Origin of the sequence: Paenibacillus sp. JMULE4 (assembly GCF_013337105.1) — a bacterium.
Lineage (GTDB): Bacteria > Bacillota > Bacilli > Paenibacillales > NBRC-103111 > Paenibacillus_G > Paenibacillus_G naphthalenovorans.
Genome location: NZ_SGWF01000021.1, coordinates 39,705 through 57,902 on the forward strand (window position 1 = coordinate 39,705; position 18,198 = coordinate 57,902).

The following is an 18,198-nucleotide window of genomic DNA, read 5'->3' on the forward strand; positions in this document are numbered from 1 at the left end:
CCTGAAATATGAAATGGTTATGTTTTTAGCCTGCAGAGCTTGTGGAACATCGATGCTTTACTCTTATATACGACAATCTTCTCACGGAGTTTCAAAAGTAAAGAAAAATTCAGAATCAGTTCCCGGGCCGGGAAAACGGATGGTTGCAGCTGGTATTATTTCAGCTCCGCGACCGTCACCCCGGCGCCCCCTTCATTATACGCACCCATCCGGAAGCTTTTCACATGCTTGTGCTTGCGCAAAAATTCCTGAATCCCCGACCGCAGAACGCCGGTTCCCTTACCGTGAATAATATACACTTGTCCGAAATTGGCCAGATAGGATTCATCCAGAAACCGGTCCACCTCAATGATCGCTTCCTCGACATTTGCCCCCCGCAAATCAAGCTCCATCTTTGCGTTATCCTCCCTGGTCCGCTTCAGGCTTGAAGTTGCCTTCGGAGGCGTTTTCGTCTGTGAGGAAGCCTTTTTCACAAGCTGCAGATCGTCCTGCTTCACCTTCATTTTGAGGATACCCAGCTGCACATTCGCTTCCTGAGCGTTCACGATGTCCACCACATGCCCTCTTTGACCAAGGCTTGTGACGATGACTTCGTCTCCCGGTCCGATCGCCTCCGGCTTTTTCTTCGGAGCCTTGGACGCCTTCTTCAGCTCCGGCGCAGCATTGTTCAGCCGGCTCTTGAGCTCGCTCAGCTTATGGTCCTTTACGCCGCTTCCTTCTTCCCGCTGCAGTCTGCGCAGCTCCTTGATGACCTCATCGGCCTCGCGCCGGGCTTTAGCCACCGCCTCGCGCGCCTCAAGCTCGGCCCGCTCGAGCAGCTTGTCGCGCTGCTCCTCGAAGCGCCGTCGCTCGCTCGCCAGCTGCTCTTTGAGCGCTTCGACCTCGAGGCGAAGCTGCTCCGCCGTGGTACGCTCCGCCTCCGCCTTCAGCCGGTTCTCTTCGAGCGTCGCAATCATCGACTCGACGCGCTGATCCTCCTCGCCGACCTGCCCCCGGGCATGATCGATGATCGGCTTGGCCAGACCGAGCCGCTCGGCGATGGCAAAAGCGTTGCTTCGCCCCGGCACACCCACCAAAAGCCGGTAAGTCGGCTTCAACGTTTGGACATCGAACTCCATGCTGGCATTGATGACGCCCTGGCGATCGAAGGCGTATGCCTTTAACTCGCTGTAATGCGTCGTGGCTACGATGCGGCAGCCCATCCGGTGAATATAATCCAGAATGGATATCGCAAGCGCCGAGCCTTCGGCCGGATCCGTACCCGCTCCAAGCTCATCAAGCAGCACCAGGCTCTTGGGCGTCATTTCCTTCAAGATGCGAATGATATTGGTCATATGACTGGAGAACGTACTTAAGTTTTGCTCGATGCTTTGCTCATCCCCGATATCCGCATAAATCGCATCAAAGACGCAAAGCTGGCTGCCCTCCTCGGCGGGCACGAACAATCCGGCCATGGCCATGAGCGACAGAAGGCCGATCGTCTTGAGCGAGACAGTCTTGCCCCCTGTGTTCGGGCCCGTAACGATGATGGCCGAATAGCGGTTGCCCAGCTCCACATCGATCGGTACGACGCTGTCCGGTGAAATCAGCGGATGCCGGCCGCGCTTCAGCTTGATGAACCCGCGGTCGTTCAAGATCGGCAGCGTCGCTTTCATCTCACGGGCAAGCCCGGCTTTGGCAAAGATGAAATCCAGCTCCGCCAATGCCTCCACATTCACCAAAAGCGGATCAGCCGCTTCTGCGACAAGCGCGGAGAGCATGCGCAAAATTTTCTCAATCTCCGCTTCTTCCTTCAGCTTCAGCTCCCGAACGCGATTGTTCATCTGTACCACAACTTCAGGCTCGATAAATAGCGTTGCTCCCGATGCGGATTGATCGTGAATCATTCCGCCGAAGTGGCCGCGGTATTCCTGTTTTACCGGAATGACGTAGCGGTCGTTACGCATCGTTACCAGATTTTCCTGGAGCATCTTCTGGATCGACGGCGTCCGTATCATCTGCTCAAGACGCTCTCGGGCTTTCGATTCGCTGCCGCGCAGCTCTTGACGTATCCTTGCAAGCTCGGGAGTAGCGGAATCGGCCACATTCGCATTTTCATCGATGCACGCCCGGATCCGGTCCTCTATCGCTTTATGATCGGTCATCGGCTCCGTCAGTTCGATCAGCAGCGGTATCGGATAATCCTCATGCAGGGCTTCCAGAAACTTCTTCAGCCGTCTGCCGCCCTGGGATGTCAGCAGGATATCCAACAGCTCCGCCGGATTCAGCATACCGCCGATCCGGGCGCGGTGAACCGCTGCGCGAATATCGCGTATACCGCCAAATGGAGCCCCGCCCTTAAGGCGTTCCACATTCACGGCTTCATCGGTAGCCTGCAGCCTGCGTTTCACCTCGGAAAATACACCGCTCGGCTCAAGCGAAAGGACGCGTTCCTGCCCCATAGATGTGGAAGCGTGCTGCGAACAACGCTGAAGCACGGCGTGAAAATCGAGGGTGGACAATATTTTTTGATTGTATGATGAATTTGTTTTCATTGGAATTGGTTATAAACCTGCCTTTCTTGAGAACCGAAAAAGCTATTCGCTATACTATTATATCCAAGTCGGAGCCGTTAAGCTATGGATACCCTAAGGATTGCCACTTATAAAGCGTTTTGTCCGCGGTAAAGCTAATTTCAAGCCCGCGAAGCTCAAGCGTCGCGACTAACGTATTTTAAGGAGGAATCTGCAGATGCATTTGCTTGGCCATCTCGTCAGATTTGTCGTTTCCGCCATCATGCTGCTGGTGGTAAGCTGGATTGTTCCCGGATTTTCCGTTGGGGGATTCTGGAGCGCCTTCTTTCTGGCACTGGTAATCGCCATTGCGGCGTGGATCATCGAAGGAGTTTTCGGCAGAAAAATTACGCCATTTGGACGGGGGGTCGTAGGCTTCATTACGAGCGCCCTTATCATCTGGCTGGCGCAGTTTATCGTAACCGGAGTATCGACCAGCATCATCGGCGCCATTTTGGCCGCCTTGGTGATCGGGATCATCGATTTGTTTATTCCGGTCAAGACTCCCTTTGAACACGCATCGAAACGCGAAGGCGCCAAGTAACAAAGGAACTGTCCCGGTCATGGGGCAGTTCTTTTCTTTTTGCAGCACATACAGGATTAACCGGATACCATTTTTGTTTTGATGCACACGGGCTTCGGTCACGATCTTTTCACATGTCTGTCACGGCCCTGACACAGCCAAACGAAGCCGATATTGGTAATATATACATAAACAATTCTTTAATCAACCGGGTAGGGGGAATGATCATATGAAAAAGTGGATGATCAGTATTGTGGCTGTCGGCCTTATATTTGCACTGTCTGCCTGCGGTACAAAACCGCAAGCTTCGCAGCCTGCTGCCAATGAAAACACAGCAGGAGGAGCGGCAGGAAGCTCCGCATCGTCCCAGGAAGTCAAGCTGATTGCCACCAATTTTGCTTTTGACCAAAAAGAATATAAGGTGAAAAAAGGACAAGAAGTTACCTTTACGCTGGAAAACAAAGAAGGGCTTCACGGGATCGCCATTAACGGACTGAAAGTGAATCTGGACAATAATAAAAAATCGGCGACGGTGATCGTCGACAAAGAAGGCTCTTATGATATCATTTGCTCCATTCCATGCGGCTCCGGCCATATGGCTATGAGAGCCAAGCTAATCGTTGAAGCATAAGCTCATATACAAGCAGCCTCATCCCGTACGGCAATGGCGGGTGGGGCTGTTTTTTTCGTATTCGGTTATCGTGTGCCTTAGAGCCGGAACTTATTTTCCGATTAACGACAGCATCGATCAAATCAACCGGACTGTCCGGCCGCCTGATCCCCATTCGCCCGGCTCTTCCACAGCTCCTGAAGCTTCTCCGTGATGACCGGTGTCCGCTCCAGGATATAAGGAGCCAAAGCGGATTGTTTCAACAGCCGCTGAGACGTGTCGTTGGGAAGCACGGTCATGATGTGGACGGCAATTACGGCAATCAACGCAGCTTCAATAAAGCCTAATGTCGCACCGCTAAACTGGTTAATTTGCTTGAGTCCCGGTGCCGCCGTCAACAGGTTTAACAGACGTCCGGCCATGCTGAAAGCGAATTTGGCGCCAAACAGCAGGAAAGCGAAAGCAAGCGCATTGTACACGTAAGTATCCAGATGCAGCTCTTGTGTGAGGAACGCATCATTTGAGTAAGTTTCATGTCCCGAATATCCGAGCATTCCTTGAAACCATGGCGCTGCATCATCGTAGAATGCAAATGCAATCAGGTAAGCCGCGAACAAGCCGGCGATCGAGAGGAGCTGGGCAATGAACCCACGTGAATAGCCGAGCACGATCCCGACAGCCAAGATCACCAGTACTCCCCAATCCAATCCGTTCATTCTTCTATTCCTTCTCCACGAGCTCAATCCACTCGTTATATTCGATTTGCAGCTTTTCGTATTCGGATCTCAAGGTCTCCAGTTCCTGATATACCTGTTCCGCCTTCTCCAGCTGCTGTCCGTATTCGGCCTGCAGCGCTTTATGCTGCTGCACCTGTGCGTTCAACTGTTCCTGCAGCTCATTATACAGCTCTATCTGCAGCTCAAGCTCTTCCTGCTGCTCCGTCAAATCACGCCCCAGCTTCTTTGCCAGTTCGGCTTGCGCCTCCAGCTCAACAATGCGGGCTTCCTGTGCGGCAAGCCGCTGCTGGAGCACATCCCGCTCGCTCTGCGCGGAGATCTGCCGTTCTTCGAGCGCAGCGCACTGTTCTACCAGCGCCCTGCTAAGCTCTTCTGCCGCCTCGCGTTCGCGGCGCAGCTCGGCTAATTCGCTTTCGCGTTCAGCCAGCTTGCTTTCCAGTTCCGCCCTATACGCTTCATGCCTTTCCGCCGTTTGCCGAGCCTGCGCTTCCTGGGAAACGACGCGCTTCTGAAGCTCGTCATACTGTCCCTGCAGTTCGTCATACAGTTCCTGCTGCAGTTCAAGCTCTTCCTGCTGCTCATGAACCTTGGCGCGAAGCTCGTCGGCATAAGCCGCCTGCGACTCGCTGCGCTGCTGCCACTGGCTGCTGCTTTCCTGCAGCTGCAGATTGTACGCCTGCTGCTGCGCGAGCTGCCGTTCCAGCTCCGCCCGGCGCGCCTCCAACCCGTCGGCTGTCTGCTTCCACTCCGCTTCGCGCTCGGACAGCTTCCGCTCGAGCTCCGCCAGAGCCGCTTCCTGCTCCGCAGCTTCCTCGCGGGCGCGATTGCGCACGGCCGCCAGCTCCCCGGCGTGCCGCTTCTCTTGATCCGCCAGCTGCCGCTGCAGCTCTGCTTCGCGCAAACTGCTTTGATCCCGCAGTCCTTCAAGCTCTGTTTCCAGCTCACGGTAAAGTTCCTCCTGCAGCCCGAGCTCTTCCTGCTTCTCATGATGCTCGCGACGCAGCGCCTCGAGCTCCGATTGCAGCTTGTCATTAAGCTGCTGCAGTTCCCGGCCTTTCTCCAGCTGTTCGCCCAGCTGCATCTGCAGCCGCCGCTTTTGCTCCAACTGCTCTGCCAGCTCCGCTTCACGCTGCTGCGCCTGCACACGCTCTTCCGCTGCCTGCTGCTGCAGTTCGTTGTAGAGCGTTACCTGCAGCTCAATCTCCTGCTCCCGCTTGGCAACCTGCTCCTGGAGCAGGTCCAGCTGATCGCTGAGCTCAGCATACTGCCGCTCCCACGTCGCAAGCTGCTCAACCAGCTTGTCCCGCTCGGCCTGTACGGTCTGCAAACGCTGCTCCAGCTCACGGACGCAAGCCTCCTGTGCAGAGAGGCGCTGTCCCGTTTGCTTTGCCGCATCCGCCTGCTTGACGAGCTGCGCTTCCAGCGAAGCCGCACGGCCTTGCAGGCCGTCTTTCTCTTTCTCCAGCTCAGATATACGCCGCTCCAGTCCCTGCTTCGCCTGCTCCAGTTCCCGCAGCTGCTTTTCGCGGCGCTCCGCTTCCTGCGCATCCGAATGAACACGCTCTTCAAGCTCCCACGTACGCCCGACTGCTTCCGTCAGCTGCCGTTCCAGCTCTCCGGTCAGCTCCAATTGACCGTCCAGCCGCTCCCGTACCTCCGCCAGTTCCGTTTCCAGCTTCTTCCGCAGGTCCTCCAGCTGATTCAGCTCCGCACGAAGTGCAGCCGACTCCAGCTCGGCTTGCTCGAATGCGGATTGCTGCGCATCCCGCTCCGCCGTTACGGCGGCCAACCGCTCGTTTACGGCAGACAGCTCCTCCTGCTGCTGCGCATGAATCCCACGGAGCTCCGCCAGATCATCCTGCGCTTTTTCAAGCTGCCGCACCTTGGCGAGCGTGCTTTCCAGCTCCTTCTGTATGCGTGTCCATTCATCCGCCATGTTCACCGCCGCCAGCACGGCGATTTTGGGCAAATCCAGCCGGGGACTGCTTTCGGCAATTCGATGCATTTGATCATTGACGAGCGCCGCAACGCTCTTTATATAAGAAGGACTCGACCTTGAAATCAGCTTATATTGAGTGCCATAGATGTCTACGGTCATCCGGACTTTATCTTCACCGCTCACGAAACGCTGCTCCCCTTTCCAGAACAAACAAAAAAATTCTCCGTATCCTAGAAACATTCGATACGGAGAATCGCTTTTCCTGCTACAGTTCTCAACCTTTTGTCAGAAGAGATGAACCATTATTTCCTCAGCACGGCGGCGAAAGCCGATTCCAGCTCGGCCACAACGCGGCCATGCAATTCGCTTACCTCATTGTCGGTCAATGTACGGTCCGGCGTCCGATACACAAGGGAAATGGCGACGCTTTTCTTATCCGCTCCAAGCCGTTCACCCGTGTAAACATCGAATACCTGAATCGACTCTAGCAGAGAACCCGCCGTCTCCCTGGCTTTATCCAGCAAATCGCCCACGGCTACGCCGCGGTCCACCACCAGCGCCATGTCGCGGATAATGGCCGGGTAACGAGGCAGCGGGTCATAGGTGAAGCGTTCACCCGCAAGCTCCGTGAGCGCGTCCATTTCCACTTCTAATACGTATGTGTCGGCAAGGTCTTTCTGCTGCTGCAGTGCCGGGTGCAGCTGTCCGAGCGTTCCGATGATTTTGCGGACTCCGTCACGCTCTACTTCCACTTGCGCGCAGCGCCCCGGATGGAAGCCTTCCGGACCTGCCGCTACGTACCGGACGCCTTCTATACCCAGATACTGGACGAGCCCTTCAAAGATCCCCTTCAAATCATAGAAGTCCACGTCCCCCGGTTTTCCCGTCCAATGCACATCGCTCCGCTTGCCCGTCAGCAGGATCGCGAGCATAAGCTTTTCCTCCGGCAGCCGGCTGAGCGTTTCTTCATCCGAGAGGAACACGCGGCCAATCTCAAAAACAGCCACATCGTTGATGTTCCGGTTGCGGTTATATGCAGCCACGTCCAGCAGATGAGGCACCAGGCTCGTGCGTAGCACGCTGCGTTCTTCGCTCATCGGCATCGCCAGGGCTACCGGCTTCGTTTCGCGGTGAGCGCCAGGGAAGCTGTGAATCTGTTCCGGATGGGTGAACGAATACGTAATGGCCTCATGAAGGCCGCTGTTCGTCAGAAGCGTCCGGACCACGCGGCGGATCGACTGCTCTCTTGTGAGTGCGCCCGGCGTCGTTACTACGTTCATCAGCGTTGTCGGAATATGATCGTAGCCGTGAAGGCGCGCCACTTCCTCAATGAGGTCGACCGCTCTCGTGATATCACCGCGTCTGCTGGGCACATGCACCCGGAAGCCATCCCGATCAAGCGGCTCAACGGCAAAATTCAACCGCCCGAAAATGGCTTTCACTTCCTCGGCAGACAACTCGGTACCAAGGTAGCTGTTGATGCGGCCTACGGTGATCTCGATCTTCACCGGCCGATGCTCGCCGCTTACAGCCTCTACCACACCCGATGCCACTTGTCCGCCGGCCAGCTCCGCAATCAGTGACGCCGCACGGTTCAAAGCCGGAATGACCGCTTCCGGATTCACTTCCTTCTCAAACCGCAAAGACGCCTCGGAACGGAGCCCGAGCTGACGCGACGTTTTGCGGACGGAGCCGCCGTCGAATTTGGCCGATTCCAGCACAATCCGGGTCGTTCCCTCGGTGACCTCGGAATTCGCGCCCCCCATTACGCCTGCAATCGCGACCGGCTTCGTACCGTCCGTAATCAGCAGCATGTGAGGCTCAAGCGTTCTCTCCACATCGTCGAGCGTTACAAGCTTCTCGCCTTCGCGGGCCAGCCTTACGTCAATATGGCCGTTGGCCAGCTTATCCGCATCAAACGCATGCAGCGGCTGTCCAAATTCCAGCATCACGTAGTTGGTAATGTCGACGATATTATTGATGGGCCGAATTCCGGCCGCCATCAGACGATTTTGCAGCCACAAAGGTGACTTTCCGATTCGTACGCCTTCGATCAAGCGCGCCGCATAATGCGAGCACAAATCTTTTGCGGAAATTTCGACCGATATCTTATCCTCCGCCTTTATTCCGCTTGTATTCTTACGGAGTCCCGACTCGGCGTCAGGCAGCTTGACTTCCCGGCCGAGAATGGCGCCGATCTCATAAGCCGTACCCAGCATGCTCAAGCAATCCGAACGGTTCGGCGTCAGATCCAGATCCATTACCTCATCGTTTAGAGCGAGCACATCCAGAATGCTTGCACCCACCTCCGTGTCCTCAGGCAGAACAAGAATGCCTTCCTGAATCTCCTTGGGCAGCAGCTTGTCGTTTAAGCCCAGCTCCTTGGCCGAGCAAATCATTCCCTGCGACTCCACGCCGCGCAGCTTCGAGCGTTTGATCGACAATCCGCCCGGCAGCTTCGCGCCTATTAGCGCGACAGGCACCTTCTGGCCTGCAGCCACATTTTTCGCTCCGCAAACGATTTGCAGATCTTCGCCTTGGCCCGCATCGACGATGCATACGCTCAGCTTGTCGGCATCCGGATGCTTCTCCCGCGACTTGACAAAGCCGACGACGACCTTTTCCACACCCTTGTTCCGGTTTTCCACAATATCGACTTCAATCCCGCTTCTAGTCAGCTTTTCAGCCAATTCGGCCGCTGTATTACCGCTTATATCCACATACTGGGATAACCAATCATACGATACCTTCATTTCCCCAGGTCACGCTCCCCTCTTAAATATGCACGAACTGCTTCAGGAACCGCAGATCGTTTGTATAGAAATGGCGAATATCTTCAATGTCATATTTCAGCATCGCGATTCTTTCCACGCCAAGACCGAAGGCAAATCCGCTGTATTCCTGCGGATCATAGCCTGCCATCTCAAGCACGCGCGGATGCACCATGCCGGAGCCAAGGATTTCGAGCCATCCTGTCTGCTTGCACACCCGGCAGCCGTGACCGCCGCACATCGCACAGGTGACATCCACCTCCGCACTGGGCTCCGTGAACGGGAAGAAGCTCGGCCGCATCCGGATTTGCGTTTGCTTGCCGAACAGCTCCTGAACGAATTGAAGCAAAGTCCCCTTGAGGTCGCTCATACGAATGCCCTTGTCGATGACAAGTCCTTCAATTTGCGTGAACATATGGGAATGCGTCGCATCGTCGTCGTCACGGCGGTATACCCGGCCGGGGCAGATGATTTTGACCGGCACATGGCCTTTCATTTTCTCCATGGTCCGTACTTGTACCGGAGAGGTATGCGTCCGCATCAGAATGTCTTCCGTTACATAGAACGAATCCTGCATGTCGCGCGCCGGGTGGTTTTTCGGCAAATTCAGCGCTTCGAAATTGTAGTAATCCTGTTCCACCTCAGGGCCTTCGGCCACCGAATAACCCATGCCGATAAAAATATCCTCGATCTCCTGAATCACCTTGCTGATCGGATGCACCGCGCCCCGTGCAACGGGCCGCCCCGGGAGTGTCACGTCAATCGTTTCAGCCGCCAGGCGCGCCTGCGTTTCCGCTTGGTTGTATTCTGCCTGCTTGGCTTCAATCACTTCCTCGATCGCAGCGCGCACTTCATTGGCCACTTGACCGATAACCGGACGCTCTTCCGCGCTCAAAGCGCCCATACCGCGCAAAATTTCGGTGAGCGGGCCCTTTTTCCCTAAATACTTGATACGAAGGTCGCTGAGCTGCTGCTGGTTTTCCACACGAGCGAGCTCGTTAAGCGCCTCTTCCTTTAATGCAAGCAATCGTTCTTTCATCGCCATGCCGCCTCCTTAATCGTTGTTTCATTATGTGCCTTAAGTGCCTCCCGGTTTCGCTCAACGCAAAAAAGGCTTTTCCGTCCGATAAGGGACGAAAAAGCCGCGGTACCACCCTTGTTGGAAAAACCTTTCTTATGCTGCATAGCATAGGCACGAAGAAACGGTTCCTCCCACTTCGTTGAACGTAACGGTTCATGAACCACAATTCGCGGTTCGACACCGGTTCCTTCTACTTGCCGATACAGACGTCCGTACGGTTTCAAAGGACTGCTCAGGAGCGAACTTGGGCAGCCTGATTCCTCGGACACGCTCTCAATCGCCGGCGTATCCTCCCTGTGAAGAAGCACTGCTTACTTTTCTCCGTCAACGCATTTATCATTATGGATTTATCAAGTATTATATGCAAACGATGCGCCGGATGCAAGTGCCCTCCGCCTATCCGGTTACTGGGCCGGTGGCGTAAAGGTGCGTGCAAGAAACTCGGTATCGAGCATAAAAAAGGCATTGCTGTCTTTATCGATGCGCTTCAGCTTTTGAATAATGCTGTCAAACAGCGCCTCTTCCTCAACCTGCTCGTCAATAAACCACTTCAAAAAATGAATGGTGGCATGCTCGCGATCGTTCATGGCAATGTCGGACAAGTCATAGAACCGTTTGGTCACAACTTTCTCATGCTCATAGGCATGCTGATAAGCATCCAGTACGGACTTGTAATTATTATTCGGCGTATCCATGCCGGATACGGTGACGCGTTCGCCGCGATCGTTCAAATACTTGTATATTTTCATCGCATGGAACCTTTCTTCCTCGGCCTGCACAATGAAGAAATTCGCAAACCCGTCCAGGCTCTCCGAAGAACAGTAGGCCGCCATGGCCAAGTAGACTTGAGCCGAATAAAACTCAAAATTCATTTGGTCGTTCAACGCTTTGCTCAACGCTTCATTCATGAAATCACATCCTAAATATGTAGTCATATATCCCTATAATATACCATTGTGCGTCAAGGAAAGCGATTGTGAAATGTGAACATGATATGTCATTTCCTGCCGCCAAGCCGGAAGATCAACTGATCTTGTTCTTCAATTTTTCAAATAACATTTCGGCATTCGGGGCAGATACCAGCTTCTTGGATTTTCCTACAACGGCAAAGCATTCTTTGGAGCAAAGCTTGCAGTTACCCAGGCAGTCCCTTTTCTTCTGCTTTACTTTAGGATAGTCGCCTTTAATGCTTTTATACACTTTTTTGGTGCCTCTTTTAAAATTTTTGCAGCAGTATCTGATCTTTTTCATAAAGATGATGTCCCGCCTTCCGCCGCTGATTCAAGCTTTATACCCGAATGATAATAGTTATCATTATCAATGTCAATCCTGCAGAAAACCGGTTGTTTCCGCTCGTTGCCGCTGCGATCGCGCTTCACCCCTCTCACGCGGGCCACTGCGCTGAAATTCATCCTTACGGCGGGGTTTTTGGCCTCTCCGCTCTCTATTGCGCTGATTTTCAACGTTACAGACTGCTGCATACTAAAAAGCAGTAGAGATGGGACGACCCTTGCTCTACTGCTCCTCTACTTCACGGCTGCACTATTGGCAGACGATATTCCTCGCATTCCTTGAGCCATCGTACTACAAGCTCCGGATTGGAAGCAAAATGCAAATGCGTATAACCTGCCACCGTCCGGTACAGCAGGCAGCCGTCCTTTTTCGTGCCCCGCAGACCCTTGGTTTCATAGGCCGGTGCCGGCTCTACCGCCTCCGCCGGTACATAGGTGGAATAATGGAACTCGTGCCCGCGCGCGATGTCCCCGTCCCGAAACAGAAAATTGTCCGGCGTGCCTGTGATTTCTCTGAGTCCTAGTGCAGCGAGCTTCGGCTGCATGACAACTTTGCCGGGGATAAGCCCCAGCATGGGATAACTTCGACCCTGTGTATCTTCAATCGCCTGTGTCAAATACATAAAGCCTCCGCATTCGGCCAATGTCGGCAATCCGCTTTCCAAGGCTTTCCGTATGGACCCGGCAACCGCCTCCTCCCGGCTCAGCGCATCAGCGAATTCTTCGGGGAAGCCCCCGCCAATATATAGCCCCTGCACCCCTTCCGGAAGCGGTTCTCCCGCCAGCGGGGAGAAGTAGACCAGCTTTGCTCCGTAATGCTCCAGAAGCTCCAAATTTTCAGAATAATAGAAATGGAAAGCCGCATCGTACGCTACAGCCATTCTGACTTGATATAACCGGGCCGGAGGCGCAAAAAGCTTCGGCGGCTCTACTGCCGGCGGTTCAGCGGCGGAAGCAAGCTCCAGCAGTCTATCCAGATCGGTATTCTGCTCCAGACGATCGGCCAATTCCTCGAAGAAACCGCCCATCTCCCCACGTTCAATGGAAGGTACGAGTCCGAGATGACGCTCGGGCAAGGCCAGCTGATCTTCCCTCTTCAGAAAGCCGATGACCGGAATGCCGCATTCCTGCTCGATCGCTTGTTTGACAATGCGGTAGTGTCCGTCACTGCCGACCTTGTTGGCGAAAACGGCGGCAATGCGCACATTCGGCTCCAGAAGCTGAAAGCCTTTCACGATCGCGGCCGCGCTCCGCGCCATGCTCTGACAGTTTACCACCAGCAGAACAGGCAGCTGCAGCAGCATGCCGATCTCGGCTGTGCTTCCTGTGTTGGACAGCGGATCTTTCCCGTCGTACAGCCCCATTACACCTTCAATGACCGATACATCTGCATCCTTGGAGGCGCGTCCGTATATTTCTTTCACCGTCTCGGACGTCAGCATCCAGCTGTCCAAATTGCGCGAAGGCCTGCCGGTCACCGCCTTATGATAAGTCGGATCGATGTAATCCGGGCCGCATTTAAATCCCTGCACCGTCAAGCCTCTGCGGCGCAAAGCCGCCATGAGACCAAGGGTAACGGTCGTTTTGCCTGCACCGCTGCCGGTCCCGGCGATGACGACGCTTCGATGAACCGCTTGTCCGTTCACCCCTATGCTCATAAGCTGCCGCTTCCCTTCTCAAAATCCATTATGCCAACGGATATCGTTACGTTGCCGCTTTTTTTCTTTACCAGCGCAAGACGTTTCGCTCCCGTAAAGCGTTTGGCGGCAGGTTCGCTGACGCCGTACGCGCCGGTATATTTATATACGGTCTCGGACGGTTCCTCGATCGGTATTTCATTAAGCTCCCCGGGCGTATAGCAAACCAGCGGCCAGCCGTTCTCTTCACATACGGCGAGCAGGCCTTCCTCGTCTTTTTTCAAATCGATAGTGCAAACCGCCTTCACGCTACGAATCGAAAACTGAAGCTCCTCCAGCGTTTCCCGGATAACTGCCGCAATTTCCTCGGAGGAGGTGCCCCGATTGCATCCGATGCCGAGTGCGATCACTTTGGGACGGAACAGCACGCCGTTTTTCAGAATGGGCTCTTCTTCAGGCGTGAGGATACGATGAGTCACGACCAGCGCAGCCTGCGGCTCATCGCCTAGAGCGGTCGGGATATCCTTGTAAACGCGGATGTTGTGCGGGAGCGGAGACGGATAAGTCCACCAATCCGGTTCCCCGGATTCCTGAATGATAGCGATTCGTTCCTCATTTACGACGGATGCGCTCACCGGCGTCAGCTTGTCCGCCGATTCCCAAGTCCATCCGTAACGTCGCCCGAACAAATCGACGGCAATCGTCTTCTGCACGTCCGACGCCGTGGTGATCACCGGCACTGCGCCAAGTACCGCCGCAACCTCGCGCGCGAGCTCGTTCGCTCCGCCCAAATGGCCGGACAGCACGCTGATGACATGCTCGCCTTTGTCGTCAATGACGACGATACCGGGATCCGTCTTTTTATTCTTCAATAAGGGAGCGATCATGCGAACGACGGCCCCAAGAGAAATGATGCAAATGATTCCGTCGTAAGCGGGAAACAGCGCCGGAAACAGCAGGCGCACGCTTCCTTCAAACAGCTGGATATTCCTTCCGGATTCGTCTCCACGGGCGAACTTGGACATATAATACACATCCGCATGGTCAAACGACCGCTGCAGCCGGCGTGCTAGCTCCACCCCGTGCTTTGTGATGGCAATCAACGCATAATTGCCCGATTTCCGGATATCCGGGATCGTCCCTTCCTGCAGCGTAATGACTTCCGGTTCCCCCATCAGTCCTTCACCCCTTTGCGGTAGCCGTGCGTGAACGATTTATCGTACAGCTTCGAACGGTACTCCTCATGAGTACCGATTTCCGGGTCGAGCGCCCATCCGGCCAAAATCATCGCATGCTTGCGAATTCCGTTCACGCGCATATCCTCATCCAACCGGGCAAGCGTAGTCCGCACGATGATTTGATCCGGCCAGGACGCTCGTTGAACGACGGCAACCGGGGTTTCGGGACTCCATCCGGCCTCTGTCAGCTCGCGCACCACTTTTTTCGTCAGCGTTGCGCTCAGAAACAACGCCAGCGTACAGTGATGGGCCGCCAAATCTTTGAGCTGCTCGCGATCCGGCACCGGAGTGCGTCCTTCGGCCCGTGTCAGAATGACCGTTTGGGTCAGCTCCGGAATCGTAAGCTCAGCCCCTACCGCAGCCGCAGCCGCAAACACGGAGCTGACACCCGGTACGATCTCGCATGCGATTCCTTCCTTGGCCAGCAGCGCCTTCTGTTCCATGATGGCCCCGAAAACGGCCGGATCTCCCGTATGGACACGGGCTACAAGCTTGCCTGCTTTGACGCGGTCCGCCATGATGGCCACCATTTCCTCCAGACTCATCCCCGCGCTTTTGAGCACTTCCGCTTCAGGCTTTGCCCGTGCAATCAGTTCGTCGTTCACAAGAGAGTCCGTGTAAAGCACGACATCGGCCTCCTGGAGGATGCGCAGTCCCTTCACCGTAATCAAATCCGGGTCTCCCGGGCCTGCGCCGATAATATAAAGCTTCATTTTCTCACCACCATTAACGTCAAATACTCCAGCTCGCGACCGGCCAGCTCTTCGATATTGCGCCAAATCTGCTCCTCGCCCGAGGTCACCTTAGTCAGTACCGACGCCTTGTCCGTCAGCCCCAGATCCCGCAGCACCGACAGCATCAGATCGATGACCTTCGCCACCTTGATGAACACGACGCAATCATGCGTTTCCAAAGCCCGGCGCATCTGCCCATAATCATTCGTAGCCGGTACGATCGCCATCTGCTCGTCACCGTCGGCAAGCGGTAACCCGAGTCTGGATGCCGCAGCGTTGACGGAGGATATGCCGGGAACCGAAATGGCCTCCACCTCCGGGTGCCTTTCTTTCATCAGGCGCATCAAATGGATATAAGTACTGTACAGCATCGGATCGCCTTCGGTGACGAACACGACATTTTTCCCCTGCTCGAGGTGGCTCCAGACCGTATCTACTGTCTTGTTCCACTGTTTTTCCAGCGCTTCTTTATCTTTCGTCATCGGGAAGGTCAGGGCGAGCATCTCCTTTTCCCGGGTGTCAACATACATTTCTACAATGGTCAGGGCGTAGCTCTTGGCGCCCGATTTTTTGCGCGGATAGGCGATCACCGGCGATTCCTTGAGCAAACGAAACGCCTTGACCGTAATGAGCTCCGGATCTCCCGGGCCTACGCCCACGCCGTATAATGTGCCGATCTTACTCATCCGTTTGTCCTCCTGTCGTCGGACTGTCTTTTTGATGCCGTCTTGCTGCAATGATATACACGGGGTTCAAGCTTTCAAACCGCGTCATGTCCAGAATCGGCTTGCTGCGGCTGATTTGGGCGAGCGTTATATCCGCTGCGAAGCCTTCTTCGGCAAAAGCTTTGGTTGCGGCCGACAGGTTCTCGATCGTTGCAGCGTTCAGCACAATGGTACCTCCCGGTCTCAAACGATTGCAGCAGATCGAAAGCAGTTCCCTCAGCTCTCCCCCGCTGCCTCCAATAAACACCGCATCCGGATCGGGAAACTGATCGAGTCCCTCCGGCGCTTTGGCATGAATTCCCGTAATGTCAGTCCGGAATTTGCGGATATTTTCACGGAAGTTCGCCAAGTCCCCTTCATTTTTCTCGACCGCATACACAGCCCCGTCACGGCATATCCGGGCCGCTTCAATCGCTACGGAGCCTGTGCATGTACCGATATCCCATACGATGCTGTCCCGTCTTAAATGAAGGGCCGCCAAGCTGAGGACGCGAACCTCTTTTTTCGTGATCAGCCCTTTGTCGGGCTTGCGCTGTGCAAACTCGGCGTCATCAATGCCGAGCGGCCAATCCGGCGACGCTGTCCCCGGCCGCCTCCGCAGAATCACGATATTCAGCGGTGAGAAGCCCGATTCACCGGAGGCGGCAAGCTCTTCGAGCCCGTACCAGCCGGTACGCTCCTTCGTACCTCCGAGATGCTCGCCGACAAAGACGCGGTATTCGGTCATGCCGAATTCCAGCAAATAGCGGGCGATTGCACCCGGATGGTTCTTCTCATCCGTCAGCAGCGCTACTTTGGCTTGTCCGTCGATCCGCTGCGCAAGCCCCTTCAGGCTGCGGCCGTGCACGCTTGCGATATATGCATCCTGCCAGCTCTCGCCGATTCGCGCAAAGGCGAGCTGAAGCGAGCTCACCTGCGGATATACCTCCACCCGCCCGGGAAGCTTGCCCGCCAAATAACCGCCTATACCGTAAAATAGCGGATCGCCGGATGCCAGCACCACAGTCCTCCGGTGCTCTGCCTGAAGCTTCTCCGTCAGCTCGCCCAGACCACCCTTAATCAGAATCGTTTCTCCCCGAAAATCCGGGAAAAACTCCAGCTGCCGTTCTCCTCCGATAAGCACCTCGGCCTGCCTGATCCGATCCATGTACAATTCAGGCAAACCCGCCGTTCCGTCATCACCGATCCCTATGACGGCAATCGTTTCTTTCATCTAAAAATCCCCTTCCTGCCTGACGCTATATCCGCCGCTTTCCTTGGTCATGCTCATCCTTCCCAACAGCTCGGCCTTCATCGAGATAATGACCGTTTCCACCTCAAAGCCTGAGCTGCTGCTTCCCCCTGCTTCTTGAAGCAAAGAACGGCAGCAGTACGCGCACATCACATCGAAAAATAATCTGCATCCCAGCTCATGCATCATATCTCCCACCTGAGAAGCGGTGTTCGCTTCGGCAATCTTACGGACCACCGTCTCAGAAGCTCCGGCCTCCTCCGCCATACGGGCAAGAAAGCCGAAATCAACGGGGGCGCTCTTGGAATGTACCATCATCACCCCTTGCGCGACTTTGGAAAACTTGCCCATCATTCCGACCAGCGTCACCTTGCGAATGCCTTGTCTCGCACATTGTTGAAGCGCGAACCCGACAAAATCCCCCATTTCGACGAACGCTTCCTCCGGCAGCTTCGGATACAGCTCCATCCCGAACTTTTCGGTCCGTCCTCCGGTGGAAAGAACAACATGGCTGCAGCCGCCCTTGACCGCCACTCGGATAGCTTGGGCTACGCTGGCTTTATACGCTGCCGTCGAGAACGGGACGACGATCCCCCGCGTACCCAGAATCGAGATGCCGCCTACAATGCCGAGTCTGGCATTCAGCGTCTTCTTCGCGATTTCTTCTCCATCGGGAACGGAAACAACCACCCTTACCCCCCGATTCAGCTCATACCGGTTTAATACCGCCTCGACCGCTTCGCGGATCATCTTCCGGGGGACCGGATTAATCGCCGCCTGACCAACCTCTACCGGAAGTCCGGGCTTTGTTACCCGACCTACGCCGACGCCGCCGTCCAGCTCGATGCCGGGCGTTTCCCGCCAGGAAACCTCGCAAATGATTCTTGCTCCATGAGTCGCATCCGGGTCGTCGCCGCCATCCTTAATAATTTCAGCGGAAGCCCGGTGCTCCTCCACCTCGCATGCGACGATCTCGAAGGTGACGTCCTGACCGATTGGCAGCCGGATGGTCGACTGCCGCTGCGGCTCCTGCACAATCAGCGCCTCAAGCGCCGCCTGCGCCGCAGCGGTCGCGCAGGCGCCCGTCGTATATCCATGACGCAGCGGCTTGGACTCCTTCGCATCCAT

Annotated in this window: 15 protein-coding genes; 2 read left to right on the forward strand and 13 right to left on the reverse strand. The window is 55.3% G+C overall.

The features are described 5' to 3' along the window. Window positions 1-155: 155 nt before the first annotated feature. Window positions 156-2,534 (reverse strand): endonuclease MutS2, encoded by a 2,379-nt coding sequence (locus EXW96_RS24880; RefSeq protein WP_062409438.1) that lies wholly within the window; start codon window positions 2,532-2,534, stop codon window positions 156-158. A 196-nt stretch (window positions 2,535-2,730) separates the two neighbouring features. On the opposite strand from EXW96_RS24880, the gene EXW96_RS24885 reads away from it, so the two are divergent. Together EXW96_RS24885 and EXW96_RS24890 are read left to right on the forward strand one after the other, a co-directional pair. Beyond that, window positions 2,731-3,096 (forward strand): phage holin family protein, encoded by a 366-nt coding sequence (locus EXW96_RS24885; protein WP_054818674.1) that lies wholly within the window; start codon window positions 2,731-2,733, stop codon window positions 3,094-3,096. 208 nt (window positions 3,097-3,304) lie between these two features. After that, entirely contained in the window at window positions 3,305-3,706 is a 402-nt protein-coding gene (locus EXW96_RS24890) for a cupredoxin domain-containing protein (protein ID WP_174351677.1), read from the forward strand. A gap of 122 nt (window positions 3,707-3,828) precedes the next feature. Here the strand turns inward: EXW96_RS24890 and EXW96_RS24895 are convergent, their stop codons facing one another. The 12 genes from EXW96_RS24895 to EXW96_RS24950 form a co-directional block, all read right to left on the reverse strand. Further along, entirely contained in the window at window positions 3,829-4,401 is a 573-nt protein-coding gene (locus tag EXW96_RS24895) for a CvpA family protein (protein ID WP_174351678.1), read from the reverse strand. 4 nt (window positions 4,402-4,405) lie between these two features. Continuing rightward, a complete protein-coding gene (gene zapA, locus EXW96_RS24900) occupies window positions 4,406-6,544 on the reverse strand; it encodes a cell division protein ZapA (protein WP_174351679.1) in 2,139 nt (712 codons plus the stop codon). Between the two features lie 119 nt (window positions 6,545-6,663). Beyond that, a complete protein-coding gene (gene pheT / locus EXW96_RS24905; RefSeq protein WP_054818671.1) occupies window positions 6,664-9,114 on the reverse strand; it encodes a phenylalanine--tRNA ligase subunit beta in 2,451 nt (816 codons plus the stop codon). A 22-nt stretch (window positions 9,115-9,136) separates the two neighbouring features. After that, window positions 9,137-10,171, reverse strand: a complete 1,035-nt coding sequence (pheS, locus tag EXW96_RS24910; protein WP_054818670.1) for a phenylalanine--tRNA ligase subunit alpha — start codon at window positions 10,169-10,171, stop codon at window positions 9,137-9,139. A 446-nt stretch (window positions 10,172-10,617) separates the two neighbouring features. Continuing rightward, entirely contained in the window at window positions 10,618-11,121 is a 504-nt protein-coding gene (locus tag EXW96_RS24915) for a ferritin (protein WP_074728835.1), read from the reverse strand. 115 nt (window positions 11,122-11,236) lie between these two features. Next, window positions 11,237-11,464 (reverse strand): DUF1450 domain-containing protein, encoded by a 228-nt coding sequence (locus EXW96_RS24920; protein WP_054818668.1) that lies wholly within the window; start codon window positions 11,462-11,464, stop codon window positions 11,237-11,239. Between the two features lie 280 nt (window positions 11,465-11,744). Further along, on the reverse strand, window positions 11,745-13,163 hold the full coding sequence (locus EXW96_RS24925; RefSeq protein ID WP_054818666.1) for a cobyrinic acid a,c-diamide synthase CobB: 1,419 nt from the start codon (window positions 13,161-13,163) through the stop codon (window positions 11,745-11,747). Then, window positions 13,160-14,317, reverse strand: a complete 1,158-nt coding sequence (locus EXW96_RS24930; RefSeq protein ID WP_174351680.1) for a cobalt-precorrin 5A hydrolase — start codon at window positions 14,315-14,317, stop codon at window positions 13,160-13,162. The genes EXW96_RS24925 and EXW96_RS24930 overlap by 4 nt, the downstream gene beginning before the upstream one ends. Beyond that, window positions 14,317-15,093: a precorrin-4 C(11)-methyltransferase gene (cobM, locus tag EXW96_RS24935; RefSeq protein WP_062409449.1), complete on the reverse strand. Its 777-nt coding sequence runs from the start codon at window positions 15,091-15,093 to the stop codon at window positions 14,317-14,319. Before cobM ends, EXW96_RS24930 begins: the two co-directional genes overlap by 1 nt. After that, window positions 15,090-15,800 carry a precorrin-2 C(20)-methyltransferase gene (cobI, locus tag EXW96_RS24940; protein ID WP_062409450.1) on the reverse strand — a complete coding sequence of 237 codons (711 nt, stop codon included), beginning with the start codon at window positions 15,798-15,800 and terminating at the stop codon, window positions 15,090-15,092. Before cobI ends, cobM begins: the two co-directional genes overlap by 4 nt. Then, complete coding sequence (gene cbiE / locus EXW96_RS24945) at window positions 15,793-17,052, reverse strand: precorrin-6y C5,15-methyltransferase (decarboxylating) subunit CbiE (protein ID WP_174351681.1); 1,260 nt, start codon at window positions 17,050-17,052, stop codon at window positions 15,793-15,795. The genes cobI and cbiE overlap by 8 nt, the downstream gene beginning before the upstream one ends. Next, entirely contained in the window at window positions 17,053-18,198 is a 1,146-nt protein-coding gene (locus tag EXW96_RS24950; protein WP_174351682.1) for a cobalt-precorrin-5B (C(1))-methyltransferase, read from the reverse strand. It lies immediately after the preceding gene.

What these genes read in the sequence shown, in the direction of transcription:
- EXW96_RS24880 (WP_062409438.1), bottom strand. Translation starts at nt 2,534, where the DNA reads ATGAAAACAAATTCATCATACAATCAAAAAATATTGTCCACCCTCGAT.
- EXW96_RS24885 (WP_054818674.1), top strand. Translation starts at nt 2,731, where the DNA reads ATGCATTTGCTTGGCCATCTCGTCAGATTTGTCGTTTCCGCCATCATG.
- EXW96_RS24890 (WP_174351677.1), top strand. Translation starts at nt 3,305, where the DNA reads ATGAAAAAGTGGATGATCAGTATTGTGGCTGTCGGCCTTATATTTGCA.
- EXW96_RS24895 (WP_174351678.1), bottom strand. Translation starts at nt 4,401, where the DNA reads ATGAACGGATTGGATTGGGGAGTACTGGTGATCTTGGCTGTCGGGATC.
- pheT (WP_054818671.1), bottom strand. Translation starts at nt 9,114, where the DNA reads ATGAAGGTATCGTATGATTGGTTATCCCAGTATGTGGATATAAGCGGT.
- pheS (WP_054818670.1), bottom strand. Translation starts at nt 10,171, where the DNA reads ATGAAAGAACGATTGCTTGCATTAAAGGAAGAGGCGCTTAACGAGCTC.
- EXW96_RS24915 (WP_074728835.1), bottom strand. Translation starts at nt 11,121, where the DNA reads ATGAATGAAGCGTTGAGCAAAGCGTTGAACGACCAAATGAATTTTGAG.
- EXW96_RS24920 (WP_054818668.1), bottom strand. Translation starts at nt 11,464, where the DNA reads ATGAAAAAGATCAGATACTGCTGCAAAAATTTTAAAAGAGGCACCAAA.
- EXW96_RS24925 (WP_054818666.1), bottom strand. Translation starts at nt 13,163, where the DNA reads ATGAGCATAGGGGTGAACGGACAAGCGGTTCATCGAAGCGTCGTCATC.
- EXW96_RS24930 (WP_174351680.1), bottom strand. Translation starts at nt 14,317, where the DNA reads ATGGGGGAACCGGAAGTCATTACGCTGCAGGAAGGGACGATCCCGGAT.
- cobM (WP_062409449.1), bottom strand. Translation starts at nt 15,093, where the DNA reads ATGAAGCTTTATATTATCGGCGCAGGCCCGGGAGACCCGGATTTGATT.
- cobI (WP_062409450.1), bottom strand. Translation starts at nt 15,800, where the DNA reads ATGAGTAAGATCGGCACATTATACGGCGTGGGCGTAGGCCCGGGAGAT.
- cbiE (WP_174351681.1), bottom strand. Translation starts at nt 17,052, where the DNA reads ATGAAAGAAACGATTGCCGTCATAGGGATCGGTGATGACGGAACGGCG.
- EXW96_RS24950 (WP_174351682.1), bottom strand. Translation starts at nt 18,198, where the DNA reads ATGGATGCGAAGGAGTCCAAGCCGCTGCGTCATGGATATACGACGGGC.